This is a genomic window from Brevibacillus borstelensis, assembly GCF_037834415.1.
Lineage (GTDB): Bacteria > Bacillota > Bacilli > Brevibacillales > Brevibacillaceae > Brevibacillus > Brevibacillus borstelensis_A.
Window position 1 is genome coordinate 29,962 of the sequence record NZ_JAUMSJ010000018.1, and the last position, 22,754, is coordinate 52,715.

Below are 22,754 nucleotides of genomic sequence, written 5' to 3' on the forward strand. Positions count from 1 at the left end.
GGTTGCTTCGGGCATAGATAGAGGAGAGATATCGCTCGATATCGAGTGAGCGGCTATCAAACGAACGGGAACCTATACGGAACTGGCAAATGTCAGTTTCGCTGTAGTGCCTTTCCCCGGCTCGGACGAGAAGCTCAGCTCTGCTCCATGATTGCTTGCAATCTGCTGGCAAAGCGTCAAGCCTAACCCCGCTCCGCCACCAGAACGGCTGCGGGAAGGATCAACCCGATAGAACGCCTCTGTAATGCGGGCAAGATGCTCTTCTGTCATTCCCTTGCCGTTATCCTGAACAAAAATCACCTTGCGTCCATTCTCCAGATCAGCGACCAGCTTGATGACTCCGCCAGGGCTGCATGCCTTCACAGCGTTATCGAGCAAATTAACGAGCAGAATATGCATCAGGTCGACATCGCAGGACAACATGTCAAAGTGATGCTCATAGGCAATCCGGACTTTTTGCTCGGCTGCCTTTATGGACATCGCCTGCTCGACCCCTTGAAGCAATTGTTCCATACGAACGTCGCGCCGTTCGATCTTATTTTCACGCAAAGTTGCCAAATCCAGCAATCGATAAGCGATATTCTGCAGCCTGCGGCTTTCGGACATAATGTAGCTCGTCGCAAGCAGCTTGTCCTCTTCTGTGCGAACGACCTTCTGAATGTATTCCGCGTATCCGTAAATGGCGGTCAGAGGCGTTCTGAGCTCATGGGCCAGATTATCCACGAATTGCTGTTTCTGCTGCGCGGCTGCTTCCAGCTGCTGGATCTGCCTCTGAATTTCCTCCGCCATATAATTGAAGCTTTGCGCCATTTCAGAGAGCTCGTCATGCCCGGATACCGGGAGCCTGGTATCATAGGCGCCTGCCGCGATATTGCGAGAGATTTGGGAAATCTGCGAAAGAGGCTTGAAAATCCGGGTAAGCAGGAGCAGAAGGCCCAGGGCAAACAGCCCGGAAAGCAGCAATCCCGCGAAAAACAGCATGTTTTTCATCCGTTCCCAGGCGGTGATGACATCTGTCGTATCGTACAGATAGACCATTGTATAAAAATCATAGGGCGCAGGAAGCTTTCCCGAAACTACGACATAGGTGCGGCCATCCGATCTTTGCATGGACACCAGACGATTTCCGTCCTTCGGCGGCTCCGCAAAACTGTCAGGCAGCGGAATTTCCTGCCGGTTGGCATAGACGAGCTGATTGCCTTTGTAAAGCGCCAGCTTCACCTTTTTATCCGGGGAAAAATAACTGTACGGTTGGAGCAGGGAGGGCAAAGAGCTATCAAGATCCGTTCCGCGGCTTTCCACTGCATGGAAATCTTTCAAAAGCGCGGACGTGATGAAATAATGCTCGCCCAAGCTTTTCTCTTCTGCACGATGAACAGTGTCCTTAAATGTGGCGATAGAAATGATCACGATCCCTAGATTGAAAGAGAACAGAAAAAGGGCAAGAGTCGTTAAAAAGGTACGGTATTTCATAGGCATGACTTCAAGCTGCGTCCCGGTCTTGAGACAGCCCCTTTCCCATTCTCCCCGCCTGATGTGGCTGACAGCTTCAGTGTGCGAACGTCTAATGTCCGGGTGCCGGCTTCGTGATCATAGCCCCGCACAAACCGCAAATTCCTGTTTCCCCGCTCTTCGATTGAGAGTTGTTTATGCCCGATAGTTAAAATAGCTGCCAAAGTGATTCACTCCTTTCCCCTGTCACCATCGTACTATGGCTTTGTTAGGGAGTTGTCAAATGTGGGCTTCCGCAAATCAATCGCTTGGCGCCGCATTTGGTCACGAAGGTGCAATCAATCGTGAAAAGCCGCCCCATACGGCGGCGGCTTGAGGTCTGAATCTGACATTTCCGATTCAGGAAAAAAGGTTAATCCAATTCAATGATCTGCATAGTGGGCGTTTCGTTTCCGCTGGCAGGAGGAGCCGACTTTTCAAGCTCTTTCACCTTATCCTCCAGCTTTTTCTGGAGCTTTTCATTGAATTCCAGTGAGGGCTTACATAATCCATTATAACCGATACCGAGCAACTCCTTGTCATAACGGGAGAACGTCATCAAAGCAATTTCCCCGTTTTCGCCAGCGATATCAACTGAAATCGTCGGATCATTGTTGCTGTAACCCTGGGCGTTGTATGCAACCGACTTGACCGGGCCGTGAACGACATTGTATTTCTCCGCAAGCTTCTTTGCCAGAGCAACATATTCCTGCGGGTTTTTATCCAGCACCGGATCAAATGCCAGCGAAACCTGTTTATCCAGTGTTCTCTCACGAGCTATGTCAAATACTTCTCCTGTTACAGAGTCCAAGCTGAACGTATAGACGAGCTTGCCGTTGATGTACACATCACCAAACCAAAACGAACGGGGAAGACTTTCGGTTGGCTGGCTGTAGCCCATTTTCACCACCTGACCCTCCAAGCTCAAGCCAAATACCTCCCAAAGAGTCCGCGCGCCGATTTCCGCCGCTTCTTCTTTTGCCATGTCCTTGCTGGTCGGCTTTTGGTTGCCGTTGTATTCAAGGGCGATATTTTCTACCGTGTAATTGGCTTTTTTGTAGCCCGCAGGCAAGTTTTTTTGGGCCGCTTGGGATGCGGCGGCTGTATAATTGGCGTAGTTGGTAGCGACCGTATCCGTTTTTTTGAACTCCGCCGCGGTGACGGCGTGTACGAGTCCCTGGAACAGCATCGTGCTGGCCCCAATCACTACCGCCCCTGCCAAAATCGTCTGTTTCATGCTTTTTCCTTCCAGTCTGTTTCCTTTCATCCGAATCCTCTCCTTCATCGTTTGGTTTGTGACTACAATAGGCAGTATAAAAGGGGCGGATTATCGATTCGTAATCAAGTGATTAGAGAGTTGTAAAAAATTCGGCTCTATACTTCAAAACGGTATCCCAGTTTATAGACCGTTTTGATTCTCGTCTCCATATCGAGCTTCTTTCTCAGCTTTTGAATATGGACGTCCACGGTTCTCGTATCCCCTACATAGTCATAGCCCCAAGCAAGCTCCAACAGCTTTTCCCGGGATAAGGCAATATTGCGGTTGTTCACCAGCACTTCCAGCAGATCGAATTCTTTGGGGGTACATTCGACTGGTTTTTCGTGCAAAAACACTTGCCTGCTCGCGAAATCGATTTTGACCCCATCGAGCTCAAACGTTTTGCTTGTCTTCTTGGTACGCCTCAACACAGCATCTACTCGCGCCAGCAGCTCCATCATCTCAAATGGTTTCACCAGGTAATCGTCCGCGCCAAGGGTGAGGCCCTTTACCTTGTCCGCCAAGCCGCTTCGCGCCGTCAGGAAAATGGTGGGTGTCCCCCGAATCTGGCGGAAAACCTCGTACCCGTCTATCTCCGGCAGCATGATGTCCAGCAGAACGAGATCCACCTCGCGCCGTGCCAACTCATCAATAGCCGCCTTCCCGTCCGTCACGGAAATACATGTATGTCCCACCGATTGCAAATTTCTTTTGATTAACTCATTGATCGGGATTTCATCCTCGACAATCAAGATGGCTGCCACCAGAATCACCTCTTGCACCAGCATAGCACGACTATGTAATAGAATTGTAAAAGGCTTCGCTTTCCCGCATTTCAGACATATGCGTCCGGAAGACGTTTCGACGGCAGAGCTGCAGCAGTCGCTTCTTTGCCGCCCTCTAAACCGAAGGCCACAAAAAAAGCTACCGACCATGCAGCACAAGTCAGTAGCTTTTCCCGTCATTTTTCCCATTCAACTCTGATGCCTGAGATATCGCCGATATCCAAACGATGAATGTGGACCCTGATATTTGGCTTCCCTTCGCTTGTCAACACATAGCCTCCCCAATCTCTGCCGCCATCAGCCTTATAACCGGCGGTATCGATTCCAAATATGCTTGCAATAAGCGGCTTTGTCACTGAAATCGCTTCTTCTTTCGATTTTATTTTATATCGGTCCGTTACATGGCTGACACTATATACTCGAGATGATTGTGCTCCAATCTTGACAGAATACTTCTCGGTTTCATTCTTGAGCGTCCACACTTCTTCTTCTTTACCCGTAGCTTTATTGGCATCCGTAAATGGGACGCTATTTTTGCCAGACATCACCATGAGCGCTTTTTGCGCCTGGTACACATACTTTTTATCCACATCATCTGGCTTGTAATCTATGGAGAATTCGGACACTTTGTTTATTTTCAAATCGACGCTTACGTATTGCCCATCATCTAAATAAAAGGACAAGGTAGTTTTTTCATCGTCTTTGAAGAGATGGGCTCGTTGAAAAATGACTTGTTGATTGGCTTCTTTGAATGCCTCTTGTGCAGTACCAACATACTTTTGATAACTTGGCGGCAACTCATTGACCGCACACTCTACCGAAACGGTACGAACCTCTGTCGTATTCGGTTTAAAGGTCACAATCGCCTCTCGATTCTCTGTCCGTATAATAAAGTATTCTGTCTCTTTCTCAAACTCATCAAAGTGAAACTCCTTGTTAATGCCCACCGATTGAATTGCCTTTTGGGCAGCCGCAACATAGTTTTGGTCGATTGAAGCTTGACTCGCCGATGTTTCTACTGGAGTAGAGAATGGCTTCATCCAGATAACGAAAAACACCGCTGCACATGCGACAAGTCCGTTCGCCACCCATACGTATTTTTTCCGCTTTTGCTGCTTGCTGATCTTTCTTCGTTCTTCGCGTATGTTCTCCAGCATTACTTGTTTTCGCTCCCAAGAAAGGTTTTGATCCGGGAAACTCCTTAAATCCTCCCAGATTTTCTGTTCATCTTGTGACGGCATCTTTGATCGCCTCCGTTACAGGAACTTGCCTGCTGTTTTGAACAGCTTTCATCGCCCTATGCAAAGTGAGATTTACTTTGGCTTCGCTCCAGCCCAATACCTCTGCTGTCTCCTTGCTGGACAATCCCTTGATCCCTCGCAATATCAACACATCTCTGTAAGAACGCTTCAACTGATTGATGATGTCATAAAGCATGCGCTTGTTCTCGCTCAACTCTAAAGACTCTTCGGGTGTCTTGTCGCGGGAAACAAGATCCTGCAAGAATTTTTCCGGCAGCCAGCTGATCAGTTTATTTCTGCGCTTTTCATCTATCGCTGCGTTTCTGGCAATGGCAAACAGCCACGTTTTTGGATTGGTAATCTCTGTTTGCCCAGCCGCCTTTAGGGCTCGAATGAAAGTCTCTTGGACAAGATCGTCTATATCCTTTCGTCCCGTATAGTAGACGAGAAAGCGATAAATATCGCTGCTGTACGCCAGAAACCATTGCTCAATACGTGCGCCGGCATTCTCATCCAATTGTGTTCCACCTCCTTGTCACTGTATAGACGGAGGAGCTGCCGACTATCTTTCACTTTTATCATAAAATTTTTTCAGACTTTCCATTATTGCTGATGTTTTCCTTGGCTTCTTTTCAGCGGTTTCATTTTTAGATGGAATGACAGTGACAGACGATAAACTTTTTCAACAGAAAAGACACCTGCTCGACGGAAAAGCACCCCAATTGGCGGACATGTTCAACAGTTGGAGGTGCCGTTCATTCGAGCGGTGTCTTTTGGATATTCATTGCGATAGGATACATTTGAACAACGGTCTGTTGATATTTTATCCATAAAATGCGCCGCTAGATGGGTGGGACCATGTGCTTGCCTTCAACCCGGCAAACCCGACTTTTTGGACCTCGTACAGGATTTCCTCTCCTTCCTCGCTCTCTATCGCTGCCGAAACCATATACCCCTCCAATGGTGCAAATGTATAATAGGAAAACGGCTGTACCTCGACTCTGCCCCCGGCAAGCGGCACTGAAAAAGACAAAGGCTGCAGCGAGAAGCCTTTCCCAAGCGCCTTCATCACTGCTTCTTTTCTTGTCCAAAGCCGATAAAATGCCTCCCGCTTCATGGAAGGTGTACCCTGCTGCTTTACAAAGGCTATTTCCTTCGGGACGAAAACACTCCGCATTACCTCAAAGCAGCAATCCTTCTTGACGGCTTCGACGTCAATTCCCGTCTTCTCGATCTCGGAAAAGGCGCATACCAACATCCTGTCGGAATGGGACAAATTAAAAAACAACGGTCGTTTTATACTACCCGCCAGATTTCCGCTGTCCAAGAACAGCTTCCCGTACTCATTTTTGATAAACCTGACCTCCTTCGGGAAGATTCCCAGTTTTTGTCCAATAATCCGCTTGAGCAGCATCCGTCCAACCAAAAATTCCACTTTTTTGAAATCAACGCGATAACTCTCATACACCGCTTTTTCTTCTTGATCCAGCACCTCCATACAGCTTTTCAACTCCGCAGGCTGAACCTCTTCATCGACATGAAGCCAATAGATTTCAACCCTTTTCCCCATTGATTCCCTACTTCCTTCACGATAGTTTCCATGTAGAAACGTTCTCTATTCGAAACGGTTTTGCCTGCCGGACCGGGCAGGTATTTACATTCATAAAAAATTTTCCTTCTGGACCGATAATCGTCTGAAATCGGTTCGGTATCAAAAGCCTGAATGTAGTCACCCCCGCTTCTCCTCGTAAAAATTCCGCAGCATCTCACTTTCACGCAATTGCCAGGGAGTTGATTCATTATGACTTTATTTGGGCAACAAAAAGCCCAATTCCCTATTTTTACATTATTTTCTTGATGAAACCATAATCCGTGTATATACTCGGTATATAATTTGGAGGTAACCGATGATCGCGGAGGCACACTTTGTGTAAAAGGAGACAACAAGCATGGATTACATTTTAGCCCATAAGTGGGCGTTCCTGATTCTCGCGGAAGTCATCTTTTGGGTTTCCATCATCACTTTCTTGGTCCTCAGGTATTGGTTTGGCAAAAAGACTCTCAGCTTCGTGTTTTTGCTTCTCTTTATCATCAATGACCTGTGGATCGCTTCTTTAGGCTTTTTCGACTATTTGCAAACAGGGCAGTTTTCCAGTTACCAAGTCGTAGTCGTGGTTGTTTTCCTCTATGCGATCACGTATGGCAAAAGCGACTTCCAAAAACTTGATTCCTATATCCAGATCTATGTAGCCAAGTGGAAAGGGGAGCCCGCTCCCGCTATCGCTCCGCCGAAGAAGCTGGTCGGCAAGGAACATGCGCAAAAAGAACGGAAGCATTTTTACGTTCACCTGGCCGTCTATTCGGCAGCCCATCTTGTTTTCTTCTTTCTGTTTGGACTGTCCTCACGCGTCTACGAAATGGCAGTTATGAGCCAGTTTTTTGACGAGTTTTTCTCAGCTAAGGACGGTACACTGCCTTTTGGCGATCCGACCGTCAACAACCTCAGCAGGATTTGGACCTTGATCTTTGTGATCGACAGCATTATCGCTCTTTCGTATACCGTATTTCCGAAAGGCGGCGGGAAAGCCTCTTAGGCTACTTCAGACATGCGCTCCACACTGCGTTGCGAAAACAGCCGCGGAGAGATAGACCTGTTTTTCTTCGCGCCCTCTCCTTTTAAGGTCGGCTGTCACTAACACGTCCCATGGGGTAGCGAGAGGAGCAAACATCCTTAGCTAAATTGCCAGAATATTATGGGAGGATATAAAAGCTGTGAACATTATATGAAAGCTCTTGAGCAGTACGTATAATATGTTTCCAAGAGCGCTCTTGCTTTTATTGTCAGATGTAAAAATGGGGGGTAATCATGAACAGTGAAGTTGTCGGCTGCCAAGAAAAAGATCACGAGCGATTGGTTGATATTTGGTATCGAGCTGTAAGTCGCACGCACACTATCTAGAAAAAGGAAGGGGGCATGAAATCCACTTCCCTTACTACTCTTCTATGACTTGTACTGAGAGCCCTCTCTTTTACTTGCTTTACGATATCTGCGTCAAATATCCATCGAAGACTTTTGCCATTCATTTATACTCATTTTTTAGAATGCTGTAAATCTCCAGATCAACAATGCCCTTGCCCGACCATAGGGTTGCTTGTCGTAATGTGCCTTCTTTGACAAACCCATTCGTAATCAGCACCTTCTTTGATATTTCGTTTGCAGGCATGACTTCAGCCTGAATTCTGTTTACGTGCGCCTCGTCGAATAGAAATCCTACCAATGCTTTTACCGCATGTGTGGCAATCCCTTTCCCCCAATGCGATTCGGCCAAAAAGCAACCGATTGTCACCATGTTTACCTTCTGGTTAAAATCAAATGCTTCGATGATGCCAACCAGTTTGTCGCTTTCGGTATGAGTGAAAATGCCCCATTTCACCCGTGACTTTTTGTTGTAATCCCTGTCAAAATGCCCGATCATCGACTTCACGGTCTCTTTTTTATGCTTCGGGATGATTCCGCAGTACTCAAACACCTTGTCGTTGCTGTAAATTTCAAATACGTCTTCAAGATGGCTGGCATCGATTTTTTTCAGGGTTAAACGGTCAGATTTTATAATCGGAAACTCATCGAAAACAACGTTCATATCCAATATGATCCTTCCCTTTCTTAAATGAGTCAGGTGTCGAATATAAACATGGCAAGACAACGCGCAGCATTCCACATAAGTTAAGTATCGGTCAACTGCACAAGCCGGAGGAGGTGCGATCGTGGGAAGCTAGTGGTGAATGTTTTCCGAACCATCTTACCCTTCACTATAAACAATATTTGGGGGCAACTACCATGCAGGAACTTACATTTGTAAAAGATTATAAAAACAACGAAGCACTTCGAAAGAGTTTTTTCGAACTTGCTGCCAGCACTTTTGGCATACATTTCGAAACCTGGTATCGAAAAGGGTTTTGGAACGACCAATACATACCCTTTTCATTTATTAAGGGAGATACCATTATCGCAAATGTTTCCGTTAACATGCTTTCACTCATTATAAATAGCGAGAAGAAAAAAGCTATACAAATCGGAACGGTAATGACGCATCCAGATTATCGAAAACAAGGATTATCTGCAAGTTTAATGAACAAGGTTTTAGAGGAATATGAGGATCAGTATGATTTCATGTACCTTTTTGCGAACGATACGGTTCTTGATTTTTATCCCCGGTTTGGATTTAAACCGGTTGAAGAGCATTTATTTTCGATGGATTTTACGCCAAGTCCAAGCCGCGGTCCGCATACAGGTATTCGAAAACTAAATGTAAATGAAGCAGATGATTTACGCTTCCTCTACAAGCTTGCCTCAGAAAGATTGCCTGTCTCTCAACGTTTTGGAACTGATTGTACGGACGGAATCTTCATGTTTTATTGCCTGAACGTTTTCAGCGATGATATGTATTACTTGGAAAACGAGGACGTTATTGCGATCTACAAAAAGGAAAACAATCAGATGGATGTTTTTGATCTCATCCACACAAAGGAAATCAACATTCAAGATATCTTGGACAAGATCGCAGGTAGCGATACTGAAAAAATAACCTTCCATTTCACTCCTGATGATAAAGGCATCGATGTAAAAAGTAGTATCTACGATGGTGGTTTATTTGTAAGGGAAAATGGCGGAAACATCTACCCTTTACACGTCAAACATCCAATTACATCCATTGCTTGATGTCAAAACTGCCCGCTTTAGAGTCGGGCAGTTTTTTTGTTATTTCATCTCGGTTCGTGAACTTGTCTGAAGGGGGAATTTGGATATGCGGGGGATAGAAGTGACTAGTCTGCCGAAGTAATTGTCATATGATATAATTACAGGGTGAAGTATAAAAAGCGAGGTGTGACTACTATGCTATGGCAAGAAGTTAGGGATATTTACCCTGATCAGTATGTCCTTCTCGAAATCTTGAAATCCCATTGTGAAGACAATATTGAGTATGTAGATGAAGTTGCTTTGATTAAGGCCATTCCAGACCCTGATGAAGCGACCAGAGAACTGCTGAAGTGTAAAAACCAAAACATTGTTTATCATACGGGTCAGGAACAGATCATTATTGAAATTAGAAAACATGCTTTTTATAGGAGCAGGTAAGATGCAAATCGAATTGATCGACGACTTACTCCAAACATCCATGACCATTTTTTATAAAGGGCGCTCCTTAAAGATCGATAATTTAGTAATTGATACTGGTGCCGCACATTCTCTTTTGTCCTCGGATATTGTCTCACAGATCGGCATAAAATTTGAAAATGGAGACAAACTTATTCGAAGCTTTGGAATCGGTGGAGACGAATACTCATTCCAAAAACGGGTTGATCAAATTCAACTCAGCCCTCTTATTCTAAAAGATATCAGTATTGATTTTGGTATTTTTCACGAAGATATTGATTATATTAATGGTCTTATTGGGCTAGATATATGAAAAAGTGGCGAAATGATAATTGACCTTCAGCAGATGGAGATGTATCCTGCGAAATCAAACTAACACTTTGCCTATCGCGGAAAAAAATGGACATAGCCCTCCTACCGATCAAGCGAGTAACCTTCTAAACGCAAAAAATCATGAATCCACTCACTACTCGCTTCTCCTGCAAACTCAAAAGCAAACTGGTCAGACTCCATGGAGCGATCCAGCACTTCTGCATGATGCGACCATCGTAAAACATTCGAAGGCCTTACGATACCCGGCAGAATCCAGGATTCCATCCAATTCCGCTGGAGAGACGCCTCACTGATATAGAAGCAGGGCAAAAGTGATTGTCTCCTGTGGAAGTCCTCTACAATCCCCATCCATTCCTCATGCTCAGGAAAAGGGCCGCTCGTATACACACTGTTCGCCCGCTTCGTTACACCCCTGTTTGCCCGCAGCCTCCATGCTCCCAACGTTTGCTGGAATGTACGCAGGCCAACCATTGGCCGCGAGCTCTCCGATTAATCGGATTCGTTTTGTATCTCCTCTCACGTCTTCTCCTCCTCTTTGGGCGTTTAGATCCTTCTCTGGCACCTCATTTGCGTCAGCGGCAATCATAGAAGCTTGCGGTTGGGTTCTTTGTTTCTTCGTTTACATATTTTCTTACTATAACGGTGTCTTGTTGTTTTCATGGAATCATAGTTTGTGCAAAAGTTTCAGCCTTGTTTGCTTATTTGTCGGAGTACGAAGGTATGACAAAGCCCAATTAGACAACCTGCTAGGAGATTCATAATCGTGGAGAATAGCTACCGCTGACAACACTCATCTTTTAGCAATTTTTGATGCCCCCACTCCAGAGGTGATAGTAGGTTCAGACATTTTAACATTTACTCCTGTGAATATTAGGAAACAGCCTTGTTCAAAATAAACCAGTTGTGAAGTAACCACTTTGGCTCATCCTATATCATCCATTCCCAAACACACGTTCGTGTTTATTATATGCATATGTTGTACGCTTGAGCAAACAGGAAAACTCCACAGCTACCTGAGATTTACGGAAACAAAAAAATTCCCTCCCCCGGATCAATTCCGAAGGAGAGCATTTGTCATTGTCGCGGTATCCCCGCTGCATCCCGTAGCGAGTTGGCGGCGTAGTGTGCAGCTGCTTGTACCTGTTTGTCCGAGCTGGCCATCCAGAGCGCTCCAAGTATCCCGATCACCTTCTCGGCAGCCACTTTGTCGATTGTACGATTAACAGGTTGTTCTGTATTCTTCATCGTTGTATCCCACCACCCCTCATTGCCCAGGCCATCGTTGAGGTCTACCGGGTGTCCTGCAAGCTCCTGCCCGTTGTTATACTGATAGAGATTGGCAGCCGCAGAAAGGCGCTTATTGCTCCAGGCGTAAGTCTGCCAGAAATGGGAGCAGGCCCCGCGGCGGGACATTTCTTCGACGACAGCATAGGAGCCGTACACCCCGACAAAATAGCCGGGCAGTTCCTTCTCTGCCGCCTTCAGATAGGCTTCGATGGCGTCGTAATCCTTCGGAGGAGCGTCGTAATCCACGGCGAAGTAGATCGCGGTGCCCTCCGGCTGGCCGATCAGCTTGGCCTCCTGGAAGGCGGCTTTGCCGTCCCTTGTCCCGTTGACCGCACCGCCCGCCGCGTCATTTTTCCCTCGCTGAAAGACGCTGATAATTTTCAGGCCGGCCGCCGTGATCAGCTCTGCTTCGCTGCGCGTCAACCGCTTCCATGCCATACTTGCCGGAACGAGATACCGGCACACAAATTTCATGCCCGCTTCGCTCATTTTCTTCGCTTTCTCAGCCGTCAATGGGACGGCGCAATCGATGCCCTTAGTGGTTGCTGTCATTTTCCCTCACCTTTCCCTTTCAGGACGTCGACCGCTCGGCGGATCGTTTCCGGCACCGGCAGGCCGGCACGTCCAGCGTTTTCTATGATAGATAGCAGCTCGTTGGCCAGGTAGAAAAAGATCGTAGCATCCCGGAAGATATGCTGCTCTCCAAGCGCGGTATCAATGCGGTGGGTTACGGCCACCATTGCAAAGATGAACACTTTGCGAGCGATCCCTTTTAAGCGGCGTACACACCGCTGGCATAGTCAAGAGCGACGAACGCCAACAAGACACTAAGCTATGCAGACCAACCTCCCCATAAAAAAGAGGCGGCTGCGCCTCCTGCTGCAAACACTAACTTAAAAATGGTTTCCATGTCCTTTCCTCCTTGCCTTTTTAGGCAAAAATAAGAGGAGCCTCGCTTGTAGCTCCCCATGAAAAAACGCCTCTCTCATTCGAGGAAAAGGCGTCTACTCCGTTGGTAATTCCAGTCGTCTTTGTACTTCATCCCGGTACTCTTCGGCTTTAATACTATCTACGGTGACTTTCCCGCTCTCAATAAGCTTGAGCAACATCTGTACTTTCACTTCGCTTACCATTACAGAATCCCCTCACTTTCAAGTTGGTTCATGAGCAACAGATCGATTTTCTCGTTTTGCTGCTGCAGTATTTCTTCCTGTGTCAGAGGTCGGTCAACCATCTCATACCATAAATCGGCAGTTTCTGGATTCACATACAGTACTGCCGATTTTGCACGTACCGCTTCTGGTTTCTCTGGAATCTCGTTCACACGGATACCATGGCGCTTCACTTCTTCGGGCAAACCTTCTTTTGGATCGTCGGGCATGTAGTGGATTAACGTTACTCTTGCTTTTGTTTCCGTTTCCTTTTCAAACAGGACTATCATAATGTTCCTCCTTTATTTACCATAGGTATGGAAAAGCTCCAGATGGCCCAGGGTCGACAGCCATACGATCAATGGACTGAGTCAGTCCGGTATATTTCCAAATTAATTCTCCCGAGTTGTTTAACTTTTGAATTAATCTATCGGTCGAGTGATAGATATTATCAAATTGATCTAATGAAATATTATGATACAGCCCGGGAGCAAATCTGGTGTAATTCGTCTTAGTTCCCCCATTAGGACCGACCTTCTTTAAATCGCTGTCACCTGCCACATACACATTTGCGTTTAGATCTAATGCAATAGCTTTTAAAGCTCCTGCAGCCTGGAAAGACCATACTTTCGATCCATCTGGTGTGATTTTTTTAGCAGTTTTATCTGCTGATGCAGTATAAACATAGCCTTGCTGATCGAATGCCACCCCATTCACGGCGTCAGTATGTTCGGTAAATGTCCATGCGATAGTAAATCCATTTTGTGTTTTATACACCTTATTATCTGGAGCATCCGTCCCCATCACTGCTGCTTGTTCAGAGTTAACCGCCAATTTCTTTACCACTGCGGGAAAGGTTTGGCCAGCTACATACGATCCAGAAGGGCTGATTTTTGTAATGGCTTTATTCAAATCGCGGGCGGCATATACGTATCCTTGTTTATCAACAGCTACATCTCTCACGTAACTATCATCAGGCAAATTGTACTGCCAACTACAGTACTTCTTAACCGTTCGATTATCACCGATATAAACACCGCCTTTCGGATCCACGGCGACACTATACTCAACGTCATACTGTCCAATAATGGCTGTACGTCGAAAGATTTCAACACCGTTAGCGTCTAGCGTGACTCGAACTCTCTCACGGGAAGAGCAAGCATAAACCTGGAATTTTTCAAGCGTTATAAGCACCCACTTAGTTCCGTCCCAGTAGTAGACAGGGTAGTAGGCCCATTCACTTCCCTTTCGATATTTGGCTGAAACAATATAAGATGACGACACCTCTATAGAGTCGTTATCGACTAAAATTAACTCGTAAGACTCTTTATAGAGATTATCAGGGTCTACTATCCGGAGTAATAATTGGGTGTCAATTATACCCTCATCACTCTTTCTTGCAACTTTTTTAGATATAGATACATTTGCTTTTACCCATAGATCATACATTTGGGGATTAGTTGGCGATGTCAAGCTGCCAGTCACGGTAACCCCGCCACCAAACAGTTCAAACCCACTTCCCATTTGCGCTTCCGAAGAACTTTTTCTCTCCAGTATGATAGATGATTCTACCGTTTGCGTGTGACGGGAAGGAACTGACCACCTCCGTTCGAATTTCTTTTGTTTGATCTTTCCTTACATCGATGGCGTAGTTTTTGGCATTGGTCTCAGCTGTATTAGCCTTCGTTTGTGCTCCCGCCGGTGTCTCAGCTCCGACGTCCGCTGCAGTCAATACTACGTTTCCTGTTTTTCCATTGACCGACTTCACTGGTGTTTGCCCCTGGATGCTGTCGAACCATTGCTGCCACTGTTGCTCAAAACGTGAAGTAGCAACCGCGAACCAATCGGCCCACTCCCACTGATAATCTACTGTTTTCGTTGTGTACCAGGATTGGAACTGGTTAAAAATCGTGGTCGTATCCGCCTGGATCAGCGAGTTTACTAATCCACAGACCTTGTTGTCGAGTCGTTCATCAGTAATCTGCCAGCCTTCAATGTACGATTTCCCTTTAACGATTCGCACTTGAGCCAAAGACAACTCAAAAACATTCTCATCCCTTGTCAGCGCTGGCGGCACCGGAGACGCTGCCGGTTTACCCGTCAGGATAAAAGCCCGCACATATCTATGTTCCAGACGCTTGTCCAGTCGAATCACCACTCGGTCAATTCGGTCGAGAGCCGGGTCCGGGTATTCGTGTTGCAAATACAGCGGCTCCGTGTCTATCTTATACATATACCCCTGTAGCCACGCATAGCCGGGGCGGATGTACGTCCGAATATTTGTCCCGTCGGTCTCCACTTTCAGATTGGTGCCCCCGTTGAAAATCCCATCGGTCAGCACACGGCGGAAATACTCGGCAAACTCATCTGCCGTATAAACACGCTCGTCCTCTCCCGTGGAGTCAAAAAATCGATAATGCTCCGCCATTCTTTCACCGTCCTATCATTTGTTTCATTTTCTCAAAAAGGGTCGGAAGCGAATTGCCAAAGGTGGCATCGAGCCGGAAACCATCAGGTTCATAGACTTCTGCCACCTTAGTGATACGGGCATCCAGCCTGACTCCCCAGCTGCGGTTGACGACCGTGACGATGTCGCCAAGGTCGTAGTCTCTCCGGTAGACCAAATTGGAGGTGGTCAGCAGCGTCGATTCAAAAGATTCCACCCGTCCCAGTTCAGCCAGCTTCTCGTTTCCCCTGCTCCGCAGCATCTCTTCCATTTGTGCCTCAGTAAGTTGCTCGGTGCCCTCTTCCTGTGACCCGATGTCTTGCGCATCCATGAATGTTTCATACCGCTTTAAACCTGCCTGTTTGCCAACCATTACGATTTTTTGATCAGCTCCTTCCCCCTCTCCCGCGACCACGGCCATGTTTTTGAAACCGACCGCACTGCTTACATACGATTGGCTTTCGATGTTGTCATAGTCCGTGCTGAAGATCGCAGGCGGGCGAACATCCTGGTTCACTGTTAAATCCCGGCCAGCCAACGCGTCAAACACGTACCTTTGGCGCTCCGTATCCAGCCACACATGCCATCCCAAGCCAGACGACAGACTGAGTTTCTCCAGCTCTTCGTCCAGCTGCTTGTATCGTGTTTGGTACGGGACTTTCGGGCCCCGGGAAAGATCGGGCGCATGGATCAGATTCGGGATGACGCGGGCAGGATCGGCAGGAGCGATGCTGTTTACACGGACATAATGCTTCATGATCGTCTCCACAGGCGCATGGATGTAGTCATATGCCTTTCCAACCGGCGGGTAGGTAATACGCCGCCCCATCAATCCGGCCAGCATGCTCCCTTTCACAACCAGCTCTTCTGTGCCCGTTTCATTTACTCTTACTTCTCTGTGCTTGATGATCGCCGCCTCATCCGGCCTGCTGGCCATGAATATGATCGTATCCTCCAGCAGCTTGTCGGCGTTCTGCATGGCCGGGTTGATGTGCAGCTCAAATTCCCCAGGCTTATGCCAGCGCCGTACCCATTGCAAGGAGGAATAGGTGTCCACCTCGCCCAGCAATTGAAATTGGGAATCCATGATTCGGATTGGCTTCACACCTACACCCCCACATACCGATTTTTGTACTTTATGGTCACCCGTGTTTTCGTGCTGTCGTTCCCGCTGTTGTATTCCAGAATGTTTTCGCCAACCGCGAGTTGGAAAAAGGTGCTGGCAAGGTCGACGTAGTGAAAGGCGTTTTCTACCTCTCCGTTCTCCCGCCGAATCTCCACCCGCTTGTTGCCGAAAGAAGTATCAATGTAGAGGATGTCGTTGTCTCCGAGCTCCCTCTTCACACGGATAAATTCACCTGTCGTGTTGTTCATGACGGTCGGGTTTTGGGCCGGCCCCTTAAATGCAATCTTCACCGGCGTTTCCACATCGCCTTCGTTCTGGAAGGCGCGCCGGAACGAGCGCCTGGCAAAGGAAGCCGGGAGCCGCAGAACAAAACCAAAGCCGCCCATGATATAGGACATTTCCCTGCTGGTGGTAAAAGTGTCCAGCCAAAACGGGGAGGGACATAAAAGGGAAAGCAAAAAGACTTGGTATGTCTCCCCGTATTGATCTGGAAATACGGGGGCCCCATCGGCTACCGCCTGAATCTCTTTCACCCCGCCGTCGTATTCGTAACGCAGAATTCCAGGCCCCCATTTTGGATTCAGCACCCTCGCAAGCGTCTGCCGCAATGAGAAAACCTCCGCTCTGGACTTCCCCATGACCGCGCCTTCAATCGTTACACTTCGCGGCTCCAAATACGAATCCAGATAGGTGACGCCATCCTGATACGGGGATCGCTGCGTATGGATGTCCGCCGGCGGAGTCCCTATGCCTTCCAGCTTTGTGATCAGAAAAGGGGCAGAGTTGTAGAGCACAACACTTTCGCCCCGGGTGTTGGTAAACGTTATTCTTCGCAAGCTATAACCCCCATTCAAGCGCGAGCTGTCTGCTGACTTGAAGAGTTTTTCGATTCATCTCCGAAGGGGACAGCGGAGCCGGGCTATTGTATGTGTTTTGCAGAGTAACACTCGGTTTGATGTTTGCTGCAATGGCTTTGGCCAGAGCATTGTAGTCAATCGTCGCGGCACCGATCCCCGGAAGGTCATAGTTCGGGATCACCTGCGATCCTTTAGGAAGATAGAGCAACTCCGGCCCATTCTCGCCTGTCCATGTCCAGCCTGACCGTGTGACAGTGCCTCCATCCTTCAGTCCTGGGTAAGCGGCTGCTCTTGCACCACCGCCAGACGAGCCTCCGCTCGCTGCTGCCCCTCCTCCTCCTCCAGGAATTGCATTTCGGATGGAAGAGATCATTCTATTCACGAAACCTTTAATCTCGCTGTACAACCATCCCGCTCTGCCCTGAATCCCGTCCCAAATGCTCATCACAAAATCCTCTCCTGCAGCCATGAAGTCCGAGGCAAAGTTCTTTACATCTTGGACGATGTCATCCATGTAGTTGAAAAAGCTGTCCTTGATCGTAATCATTCCGTTTATAACGCTCTGTTTGGCGTTTTCCAGACCATCTGTGAACAGCCATTTGATCTTGTCCCACGTATCGGTGAAAAACGTCATGATCGCGTTCCACGTTGTCTCGATCGCCTTCTTCTTTTCATCCAGATACGTCTGGGCCATTTTTTTCATCGAATCCCATAGCGTTGCGAAAAACGTCTTAACCCCGTTCCACACTGATTCTGTTGTGGACTTGATCGTAGTCCAAACAAATGCGATGTATCCTTTGATGGCATCCAGCGTGCCGGAAAACACGAGTTTGATAGCTTCCCAAATCCGTCCGAACGCATCCTTCAGGCTATTCCAGATCAACTGCGCGTCTGCCGACAGTTGGGTAAAATTCCCCGTGACCAGATCATAAATGAGAAGAATGGTCCCGAGAAAAATGGTTTTGATGATGTCCCAGACAGCGCCAAAATACATTTTGACGCCTTCCCATATCTGGGTCAGTCCGTCACTCATGCTGGCAAACACTCGCATGACTTCTTCGCCTAGCATGATCACGACCGCCGTGATTGCTTCCACGATCGCATTCCATGCTTCAGATGCCGTTTCTTTCACGGACTCCCAAAGACCAGACAGGTAGATCATTATCTCGTCCCAGTTCTGCATGATCAGCAAAGGAATCCCCATAAACGGCTCGATTACCGCAAGAATGACTGTGCCCCACTCTGCAAAAAAGCTCTGCATCCATTCCCAGGTCTCGGAAAAAAACTGCTTGATCCCTTCCCAAGCGGCCGCAGTCGCATTCTTGATGTTTTCCCATAGGTTGAAGAAGAACTCTTTTATCGGCTCCCAGTTTTCGTAAATCAGATAAGCGGCCACGGCCAACGCCGTAATCGCCCCGATTGCGATGCCGACCGGGCTTGTGAGGATCGACATGACACCGCCAGCGGCACTGATTACATCGGAAACGGTCCGAAAGGCATCGATGATCAACCCCACTGATGTGACAAGAGGGCCCAGCACATTTAGCACCGGACCGATTGCCGCAACGATACCCCCCATGACGACAATCACTTTTTGGGTGCTTTCGTCCAAACTAGCAAACCAGTTTACGACCTGCTGAATGACCCCAACAATGTCATTGAATATCGGGATGAGAATCTCGGACAGCTGAATCATAAGACCCTCAAGTGCGCTTTGCAGTTGAACGAGGCCGCCTTTGGCATTGTCATTCAACATATCAGCCATCTGTTGCGTTGCGCCTGACGAATGATTGATCGCATCAGACAGCTTCTGATATTCTGCCTCGGACGTATTGATAATCGCGAGCATGCCGCTCATCGCTTCTTTTCCAAACAAGGTGGAGGCATATGCTTTTTGCTGATCTTCGTCCAAGCCCCCAAAAGCGTTGCGCAAGTCCTGCATGACCGTGTCCAAGCTCTTCATGTTCCCCTGGTTGTCGGTCAGGCTAAGGCCTAGCTCGTCCATGATCTTGGCCATCTCTTTGGTTGGACTTGCCATGTTGGACAATGCGGAACTTAGTGCCGTACCGGTTTGACTGGCATGGACACCGGACTTTGCCATAAGCCCCAGAGCGGTCGCAGTATCCTCTGCACTGTATCCCAATGCACCGGCTACAGGGGCAACGTTTTTGAAGGATTCGCCAAGCATGGCAACAGTGGTATTAGACTTGCTGGAAGCGGCAGTGAGAATATCCGCGAACTGCCCGGTCTGGTTGGCAGCCAACCCGAACTCCTTCATGGAGCCCGTCACTATGCCAGATACACGGCCTTAAGTCTTCTCCGGAAGCGGCAGCAAGCATCATCATGCCCTCGAGGCCGTCCAGCATTTGTTGTGTATCCCAGCCAGACGTAGCCAAGTATTTCAAGCCGGAAGCGGCTTCACTAGCAGAGAATTTGGTTGCGACACCCATTTCCTTTGCCTTCGCATGCAAGGCTTCAAAATCGGTTCCTGTCGCTCCGGAAATCGCTTTAACCTCGCTCATGGCCACTTCAAAGTCCATGCCCACTTTAAGAGCTGCTTTTCCTATCTTGGTGAGAGGGTCAGTTACGTTTTTGGTAAGTGTGCCGCCGGCATCTGAAATTTTCTTGCCGGTATCTTGAATGGATTTACCGACTGCTTCCAAGCCTGTCTTTGTTTGATCAAATTGGCTCTGAAGCGATTTTAGCCGTTCCTCTGTTGCAGCTATTTCGCGCTGAAAGGCACTGTACTGGCCTTCGCTGATTTTCCCTTCGACAAACTGGAGATTGACCTGTTCCTGGGCCTCTTTTAAACGGTCCAGCTTTTCTTTCGTATTGGCGACCGCATCGGCCAGCAGCTTTTGCTTTTGGGCCAGTATTTCTGTATTTTTGGGATCCAGTTTGAGGAGTTTTTCAACCTGTTTGAGTTCGGACTGAATGTCCTTGCTTTTCTTGATTACGTCGGACAAGGCTTTCAAAAGCCCCGTCGTTTCTGCTCCAATGGCAACATTTATGCCGCGAATGGTTTCCGCCATATATGGCTCACCCCCTATCTGCCGTAAAAGGCATCGATGTCTGCCTGAGTGGCTTCTCTGGACGAATGATCCTCACCATCAAAAAAGCACTCGAGAAAGTCCAGCAAATCCATCACTCGCAGTTCGTTCATTTCGGCAAAGCTCAATCCCGCCTTTTTACCCCCTGCGAGCAGATTGATTTCGATGCGCTCGGGTTCCTTTCGCCTGTCCGGTCTCTGTGCCTGCTTGCGCTTTGGAACGAAAAAAGCCCTCGGCGGCTTCCTCCATGACAGCGGCGAACAGCCCCTGATCCGTAATATCAAAGTTTTCCAGCGAGCCGACCCATTCTACAAAGGACGGGAAGGGCTTGCCGAGACTATCTGCTTTCGCCATGGCCCATATTAGCTGCAGGATGGCTACGATATCGATCTGACTCGGGTCGTCCCTAATGTTCTGCATTTTCATCAGATCGCCAAGCAGGTCTGTCTTGAATTCCTGTTTGTAATACAAAAGAGCCAGGGGGGTAGCCCTGACTCTCACTTGTTTCCCGTCGATTTGAAGTTCTCTCATGATTCGCCACCCCCAGCGGAAGTCGTAAAGGAAGGAATATACACGGAGGCAAAGAAGGCGTTGTACGCCTCGGCATTGGCTTCATTTAACTCCAGGTCGCCTTTTACCAGCATCTTTCCACCAATCTCGATCGGAGAAATGGACAGATTCAGAATATCGGTGTTCACTTCCACAGACTCCGCTTTGGTTTTACGTTCCTTGGCCGGGCGTGACGCTTGGCAGTTGTAATACACGAAACGACGGTTCCTCTTATCCCCTTGAACTTGCCCAAGCAGTGCAAACTTTTTGGGAATCGCGTCCGAAACCTCTACCAGCATGCCATTTTTATCGATTTCCCACCCCATCATTTCAGCGAGAACCTCGTCTGGCACCAATGCTACTTCCAATTCGCCGGTATATCCATTGTTGCTGGAAACGACAAAGTATGCCGTATTGTCCGCGTAAAATGTAGAAGACTCCCCTTGCGCCTCGGGAGTCCATCGTACCGCTCCAGGGATCGGGATCGGCTGTTTCCATGTGAGCTTCCCTGTTGTTGTTTCGTCGGCAAAGGCAATGTGTACTTTCTCTAATCCAAATGTGACTTTGTTTTTTGACATGGTTATTGTCCTCCTATTCGTTCCAATCATCAATGTGCCTAAAAAGCTTTTCGTCTTGGTACGGGACGGATCTGCCTCCGTCCATCAAGATGCCTGGAGACGACTGCTGGGGGTCGGACCGTATTTGTCCGGTTGATCGTCTTTGTTTCTTGCTCACGCTGTCCATTCACCTCCTTTCATCGCCTTTCCTTTGCGTGTTTCGAATGGCATAGAAAAAGCCGCCCGGTTTCCCCGAACGGCTTGTCTTCATTCTCGACACTATCACTTTAACACGATTTTGCGTGTAACAAGTCGCATTTTCGTCGCGTTTTTGTCTCGTTTTCGTATCAACTTTTTCAGGCGAGACAATGCGAGCTAACGTTTGTTTATAACCAGTTTCATAATCAAAAACATACTCGGGCGGACTTGAGGCAAAAATATTGGGCTCACCGGGCTTATTGTGATGAAATCGTCCGCTAGATAAGATTGTTATGCTATAATGACCTTGCAATAGAACAGGCTTTATTGGGCGGTCGGCTATCCTTCCGGAAGGGAGGTGATGCCTGTGGAGGTATTTCAAGCGCTACAACTAATGTTCCTATTCGGAATGTTCATTCTCGCGCTGTTGACTTACCTAAACAAAAAGAAATAGACCGCCCTCGGTCAAGGTAACGGTCTATTTCTGATCGGTTCACCTTTTGCAGCCTGCCGTCCTTAAAAGCGGCAATTGCGTGAGAGCCGTGTTACCAGCACGGCTCTCTTTGCATTTTACGTAATTTCTGACTCCAGTATACCATAGGGTGGAGAATAATATAACCCCTCAGGCCATACAAGAGGGATACTAACTTTGCTAAATATAATGAGTTAACCACTAAAATATGGGAGTTCCGGAATCCTACGAACAGGAAATTTTTTCCGTGAAACTCACCTCTTGCTAAAGCCTGATCAAAAAGTGGAATTTTTCATGATTCTCTAGACATACACCGGCCCCTGAAGCTAAATCGGCAGCAGTTGAAAACTAGCTCATATCGGAGCCCATCTCAGCAAGAAGAGTCGCAGCTGTTAGCTTATCAATTCTAGGAACAGATTGAAGGCGCTGTACTTCTTCCTTAGTATGACTCCAAATATTTGTCGATTTCTTGGCCGGAAGACCGGATCGTTTCCTCCAAAAACACGATGTGATTTCACGTCACGATTGGCGGATCAAGAAGATTTGATGAGTGATTGTCCCGAATAACAAAAAAATTGAAGGAAGCAGGTCTTTCTATTTGGTGGTTCACTAATCAAATCAATGATTAAAGGGAGTTAAAAAAGGTCCCCTTTTTTGCTCTACTGCCCTTTAGCTCAATAAATTAGCAAAGAACCATAACACAAAGAAATCCTCTCTTGTAATAGAGAGGACTTTACCACCACCATCACTTCTCGTAGTATTCTTCCTTCCTAACCAACAGTGAACAACACTCCACAT

Annotated in this window: 23 protein-coding genes and 2 pseudogenes; 6 read left to right on the top strand and 19 right to left on the bottom strand. The window is 47.6% G+C overall.

Going from position 1 to position 22,754, the window contains the following annotated elements; all coding sequences use genetic code 11:
- Positions 1-72: 72 nt before the first annotated feature.
- From Q3F21_RS15440 to Q3F21_RS15465, 6 genes are all read right to left on the bottom strand, one after another.
- Positions 73-1,473 (bottom strand): HAMP domain-containing sensor histidine kinase, encoded by a 1,401-nt coding sequence (locus tag Q3F21_RS15440; RefSeq protein ID WP_340254587.1) that lies wholly within the window; start codon positions 1,471-1,473, stop codon positions 73-75.
- Between the two features lie 391 nt (positions 1,474-1,864).
- Entirely contained in the window at positions 1,865-2,758 is an 894-nt protein-coding gene (locus Q3F21_RS15445) for a hypothetical protein (RefSeq protein WP_340254590.1), read from the bottom strand.
- Between the two features lie 107 nt (positions 2,759-2,865).
- Positions 2,866-3,513, bottom strand: coding sequence for a response regulator transcription factor (locus Q3F21_RS15450; protein ID WP_340254593.1), 648 nt, complete (start codon positions 3,511-3,513; stop codon positions 2,866-2,868).
- Positions 3,514-3,710: 197 nt separating this feature from the next.
- Positions 3,711-4,775, bottom strand: a complete 1,065-nt coding sequence (locus tag Q3F21_RS15455; protein WP_340254596.1) for a hypothetical protein — start codon at positions 4,773-4,775, stop codon at positions 3,711-3,713.
- Positions 4,759-5,292, bottom strand: coding sequence for an RNA polymerase sigma factor (locus Q3F21_RS15460; protein WP_340254599.1), 534 nt, complete (start codon positions 5,290-5,292; stop codon positions 4,759-4,761). Before Q3F21_RS15460 ends, Q3F21_RS15455 begins: the two co-directional genes overlap by 17 nt.
- A gap of 306 nt (positions 5,293-5,598) precedes the next feature.
- Positions 5,599-6,345, bottom strand: coding sequence for a 4'-phosphopantetheinyl transferase family protein (locus tag Q3F21_RS15465; protein WP_340254602.1), 747 nt, complete (start codon positions 6,343-6,345; stop codon positions 5,599-5,601).
- Positions 6,346-6,724: 379 nt separating this feature from the next.
- On the opposite strand from Q3F21_RS15465, the gene Q3F21_RS15470 reads away from it, so the two are divergent.
- Positions 6,725-7,369 (top strand): hypothetical protein, encoded by a 645-nt coding sequence (locus Q3F21_RS15470; protein ID WP_340254605.1) that lies wholly within the window; start codon positions 6,725-6,727, stop codon positions 7,367-7,369.
- A 486-nt stretch (positions 7,370-7,855) separates the two neighbouring features.
- On the opposite strand, the gene Q3F21_RS15475 is transcribed toward Q3F21_RS15470, so the two are convergent.
- The gene (locus Q3F21_RS15475; RefSeq protein ID WP_340254608.1) at positions 7,856-8,422 is read right to left on the bottom strand and encodes a GNAT family N-acetyltransferase; all 567 of its coding nucleotides are present in this window, start codon (positions 8,420-8,422) and stop codon (positions 7,856-7,858) included.
- Between the two features lie 191 nt (positions 8,423-8,613).
- On the opposite strand from Q3F21_RS15475, the gene Q3F21_RS15480 reads away from it, so the two are divergent.
- The 4 genes and pseudogenes from Q3F21_RS15480 to Q3F21_RS15495 all read left to right on the top strand — a co-directional run.
- The gene (locus Q3F21_RS15480) at positions 8,614-9,495 is read left to right on the top strand and encodes a GNAT family N-acetyltransferase (RefSeq protein WP_340254611.1); all 882 of its coding nucleotides are present in this window, start codon (positions 8,614-8,616) and stop codon (positions 9,493-9,495) included.
- A 174-nt stretch (positions 9,496-9,669) separates the two neighbouring features.
- Complete coding sequence (locus Q3F21_RS15485) at positions 9,670-9,912, top strand: hypothetical protein (RefSeq protein ID WP_340254614.1); 243 nt, start codon at positions 9,670-9,672, stop codon at positions 9,910-9,912.
- 1 nt (position 9,913) lies between these two features.
- On the top strand, positions 9,914-10,243 hold the full coding sequence (locus Q3F21_RS15490; RefSeq protein ID WP_340254617.1) for a retropepsin-like aspartic protease: 330 nt from the start codon (positions 9,914-9,916) through the stop codon (positions 10,241-10,243).
- 784 nt (positions 10,244-11,027) lie between these two features.
- Positions 11,028-11,135 (top strand): annotated as a pseudogene (locus tag Q3F21_RS15495) (cupin domain-containing protein); the annotation flags it as partial.
- A gap of 202 nt (positions 11,136-11,337) precedes the next feature.
- Here the strand turns inward: Q3F21_RS15495 and Q3F21_RS15500 are convergent.
- From Q3F21_RS15500 to Q3F21_RS15555, 12 genes and pseudogenes are all read right to left on the bottom strand, one after another.
- Positions 11,338-12,102, bottom strand: a complete 765-nt coding sequence (locus Q3F21_RS15500) for a DUF1906 domain-containing protein (protein ID WP_340254620.1) — start codon at positions 12,100-12,102, stop codon at positions 11,338-11,340.
- Positions 12,099-12,460 (bottom strand): annotated as a pseudogene (locus Q3F21_RS15505) (phage holin family protein). The gene Q3F21_RS15500 and the pseudogene Q3F21_RS15505 overlap by 4 nt, the downstream one beginning before the upstream one ends.
- 94 nt (positions 12,461-12,554) lie before the next feature.
- Positions 12,555-12,683 (bottom strand): hypothetical protein, encoded by a 129-nt coding sequence (locus Q3F21_RS15510; RefSeq protein WP_340254623.1) that lies wholly within the window; start codon positions 12,681-12,683, stop codon positions 12,555-12,557.
- Positions 12,683-12,991 carry a hypothetical protein gene (locus Q3F21_RS15515; protein WP_340254626.1) on the bottom strand — a complete coding sequence of 103 codons (309 nt, stop codon included), beginning with the start codon at positions 12,989-12,991 and terminating at the stop codon, positions 12,683-12,685. The genes Q3F21_RS15510 and Q3F21_RS15515 overlap by 1 nt, the downstream gene beginning before the upstream one ends.
- 16 nt (positions 12,992-13,007) lie before the next feature.
- Positions 13,008-14,225 carry a hypothetical protein gene (locus Q3F21_RS15520; protein WP_340254629.1) on the bottom strand — a complete coding sequence of 406 codons (1,218 nt, stop codon included), beginning with the start codon at positions 14,223-14,225 and terminating at the stop codon, positions 13,008-13,010.
- On the bottom strand, positions 14,209-15,129 hold the full coding sequence (locus tag Q3F21_RS15525; protein ID WP_340254632.1) for a phage tail protein: 921 nt from the start codon (positions 15,127-15,129) through the stop codon (positions 14,209-14,211). The genes Q3F21_RS15520 and Q3F21_RS15525 overlap by 17 nt, the downstream gene beginning before the upstream one ends.
- Before the next feature lie 4 nt (positions 15,130-15,133).
- Positions 15,134-16,252, bottom strand: coding sequence for a siphovirus ReqiPepy6 Gp37-like family protein (locus Q3F21_RS15530; protein ID WP_340254635.1), 1,119 nt, complete (start codon positions 16,250-16,252; stop codon positions 15,134-15,136).
- 2 nt (positions 16,253-16,254) lie between these two features.
- On the bottom strand, positions 16,255-17,109 hold the full coding sequence (locus tag Q3F21_RS15535) for a phage tail family protein (protein WP_340254638.1): 855 nt from the start codon (positions 17,107-17,109) through the stop codon (positions 16,255-16,257).
- A 1-nt stretch (position 17,110) separates the two neighbouring features.
- Positions 17,111-19,393: a phage tail tape measure protein gene (locus Q3F21_RS15540; protein ID WP_340254640.1), complete on the bottom strand. Its 2,283-nt coding sequence runs from the start codon at positions 19,391-19,393 to the stop codon at positions 17,111-17,113.
- Positions 19,332-20,162 (bottom strand): phage tail tape measure protein, encoded by an 831-nt coding sequence (locus Q3F21_RS15545; protein WP_340254642.1) that lies wholly within the window; start codon positions 20,160-20,162, stop codon positions 19,332-19,334. Before Q3F21_RS15545 ends, Q3F21_RS15540 begins: the two co-directional genes overlap by 62 nt.
- A 156-nt stretch (positions 20,163-20,318) precedes the next feature.
- A complete protein-coding gene (locus Q3F21_RS15550; protein ID WP_340254645.1) occupies positions 20,319-20,711 on the bottom strand; it encodes a hypothetical protein in 393 nt (130 codons plus the stop codon).
- A complete protein-coding gene (locus Q3F21_RS15555; RefSeq protein ID WP_340254648.1) occupies positions 20,708-21,307 on the bottom strand; it encodes a major tail protein in 600 nt (199 codons plus the stop codon). The genes Q3F21_RS15550 and Q3F21_RS15555 overlap by 4 nt, the downstream gene beginning before the upstream one ends.
- A gap of 571 nt (positions 21,308-21,878) precedes the next feature.
- On the opposite strand from Q3F21_RS15555, the gene Q3F21_RS15560 reads away from it, so the two are divergent.
- Positions 21,879-21,938, top strand: a complete 60-nt coding sequence (locus Q3F21_RS15560) for a putative holin-like toxin (RefSeq protein WP_237762811.1) — start codon at positions 21,879-21,881, stop codon at positions 21,936-21,938.
- Positions 21,939-22,754 lie beyond the last annotated feature (816 nt).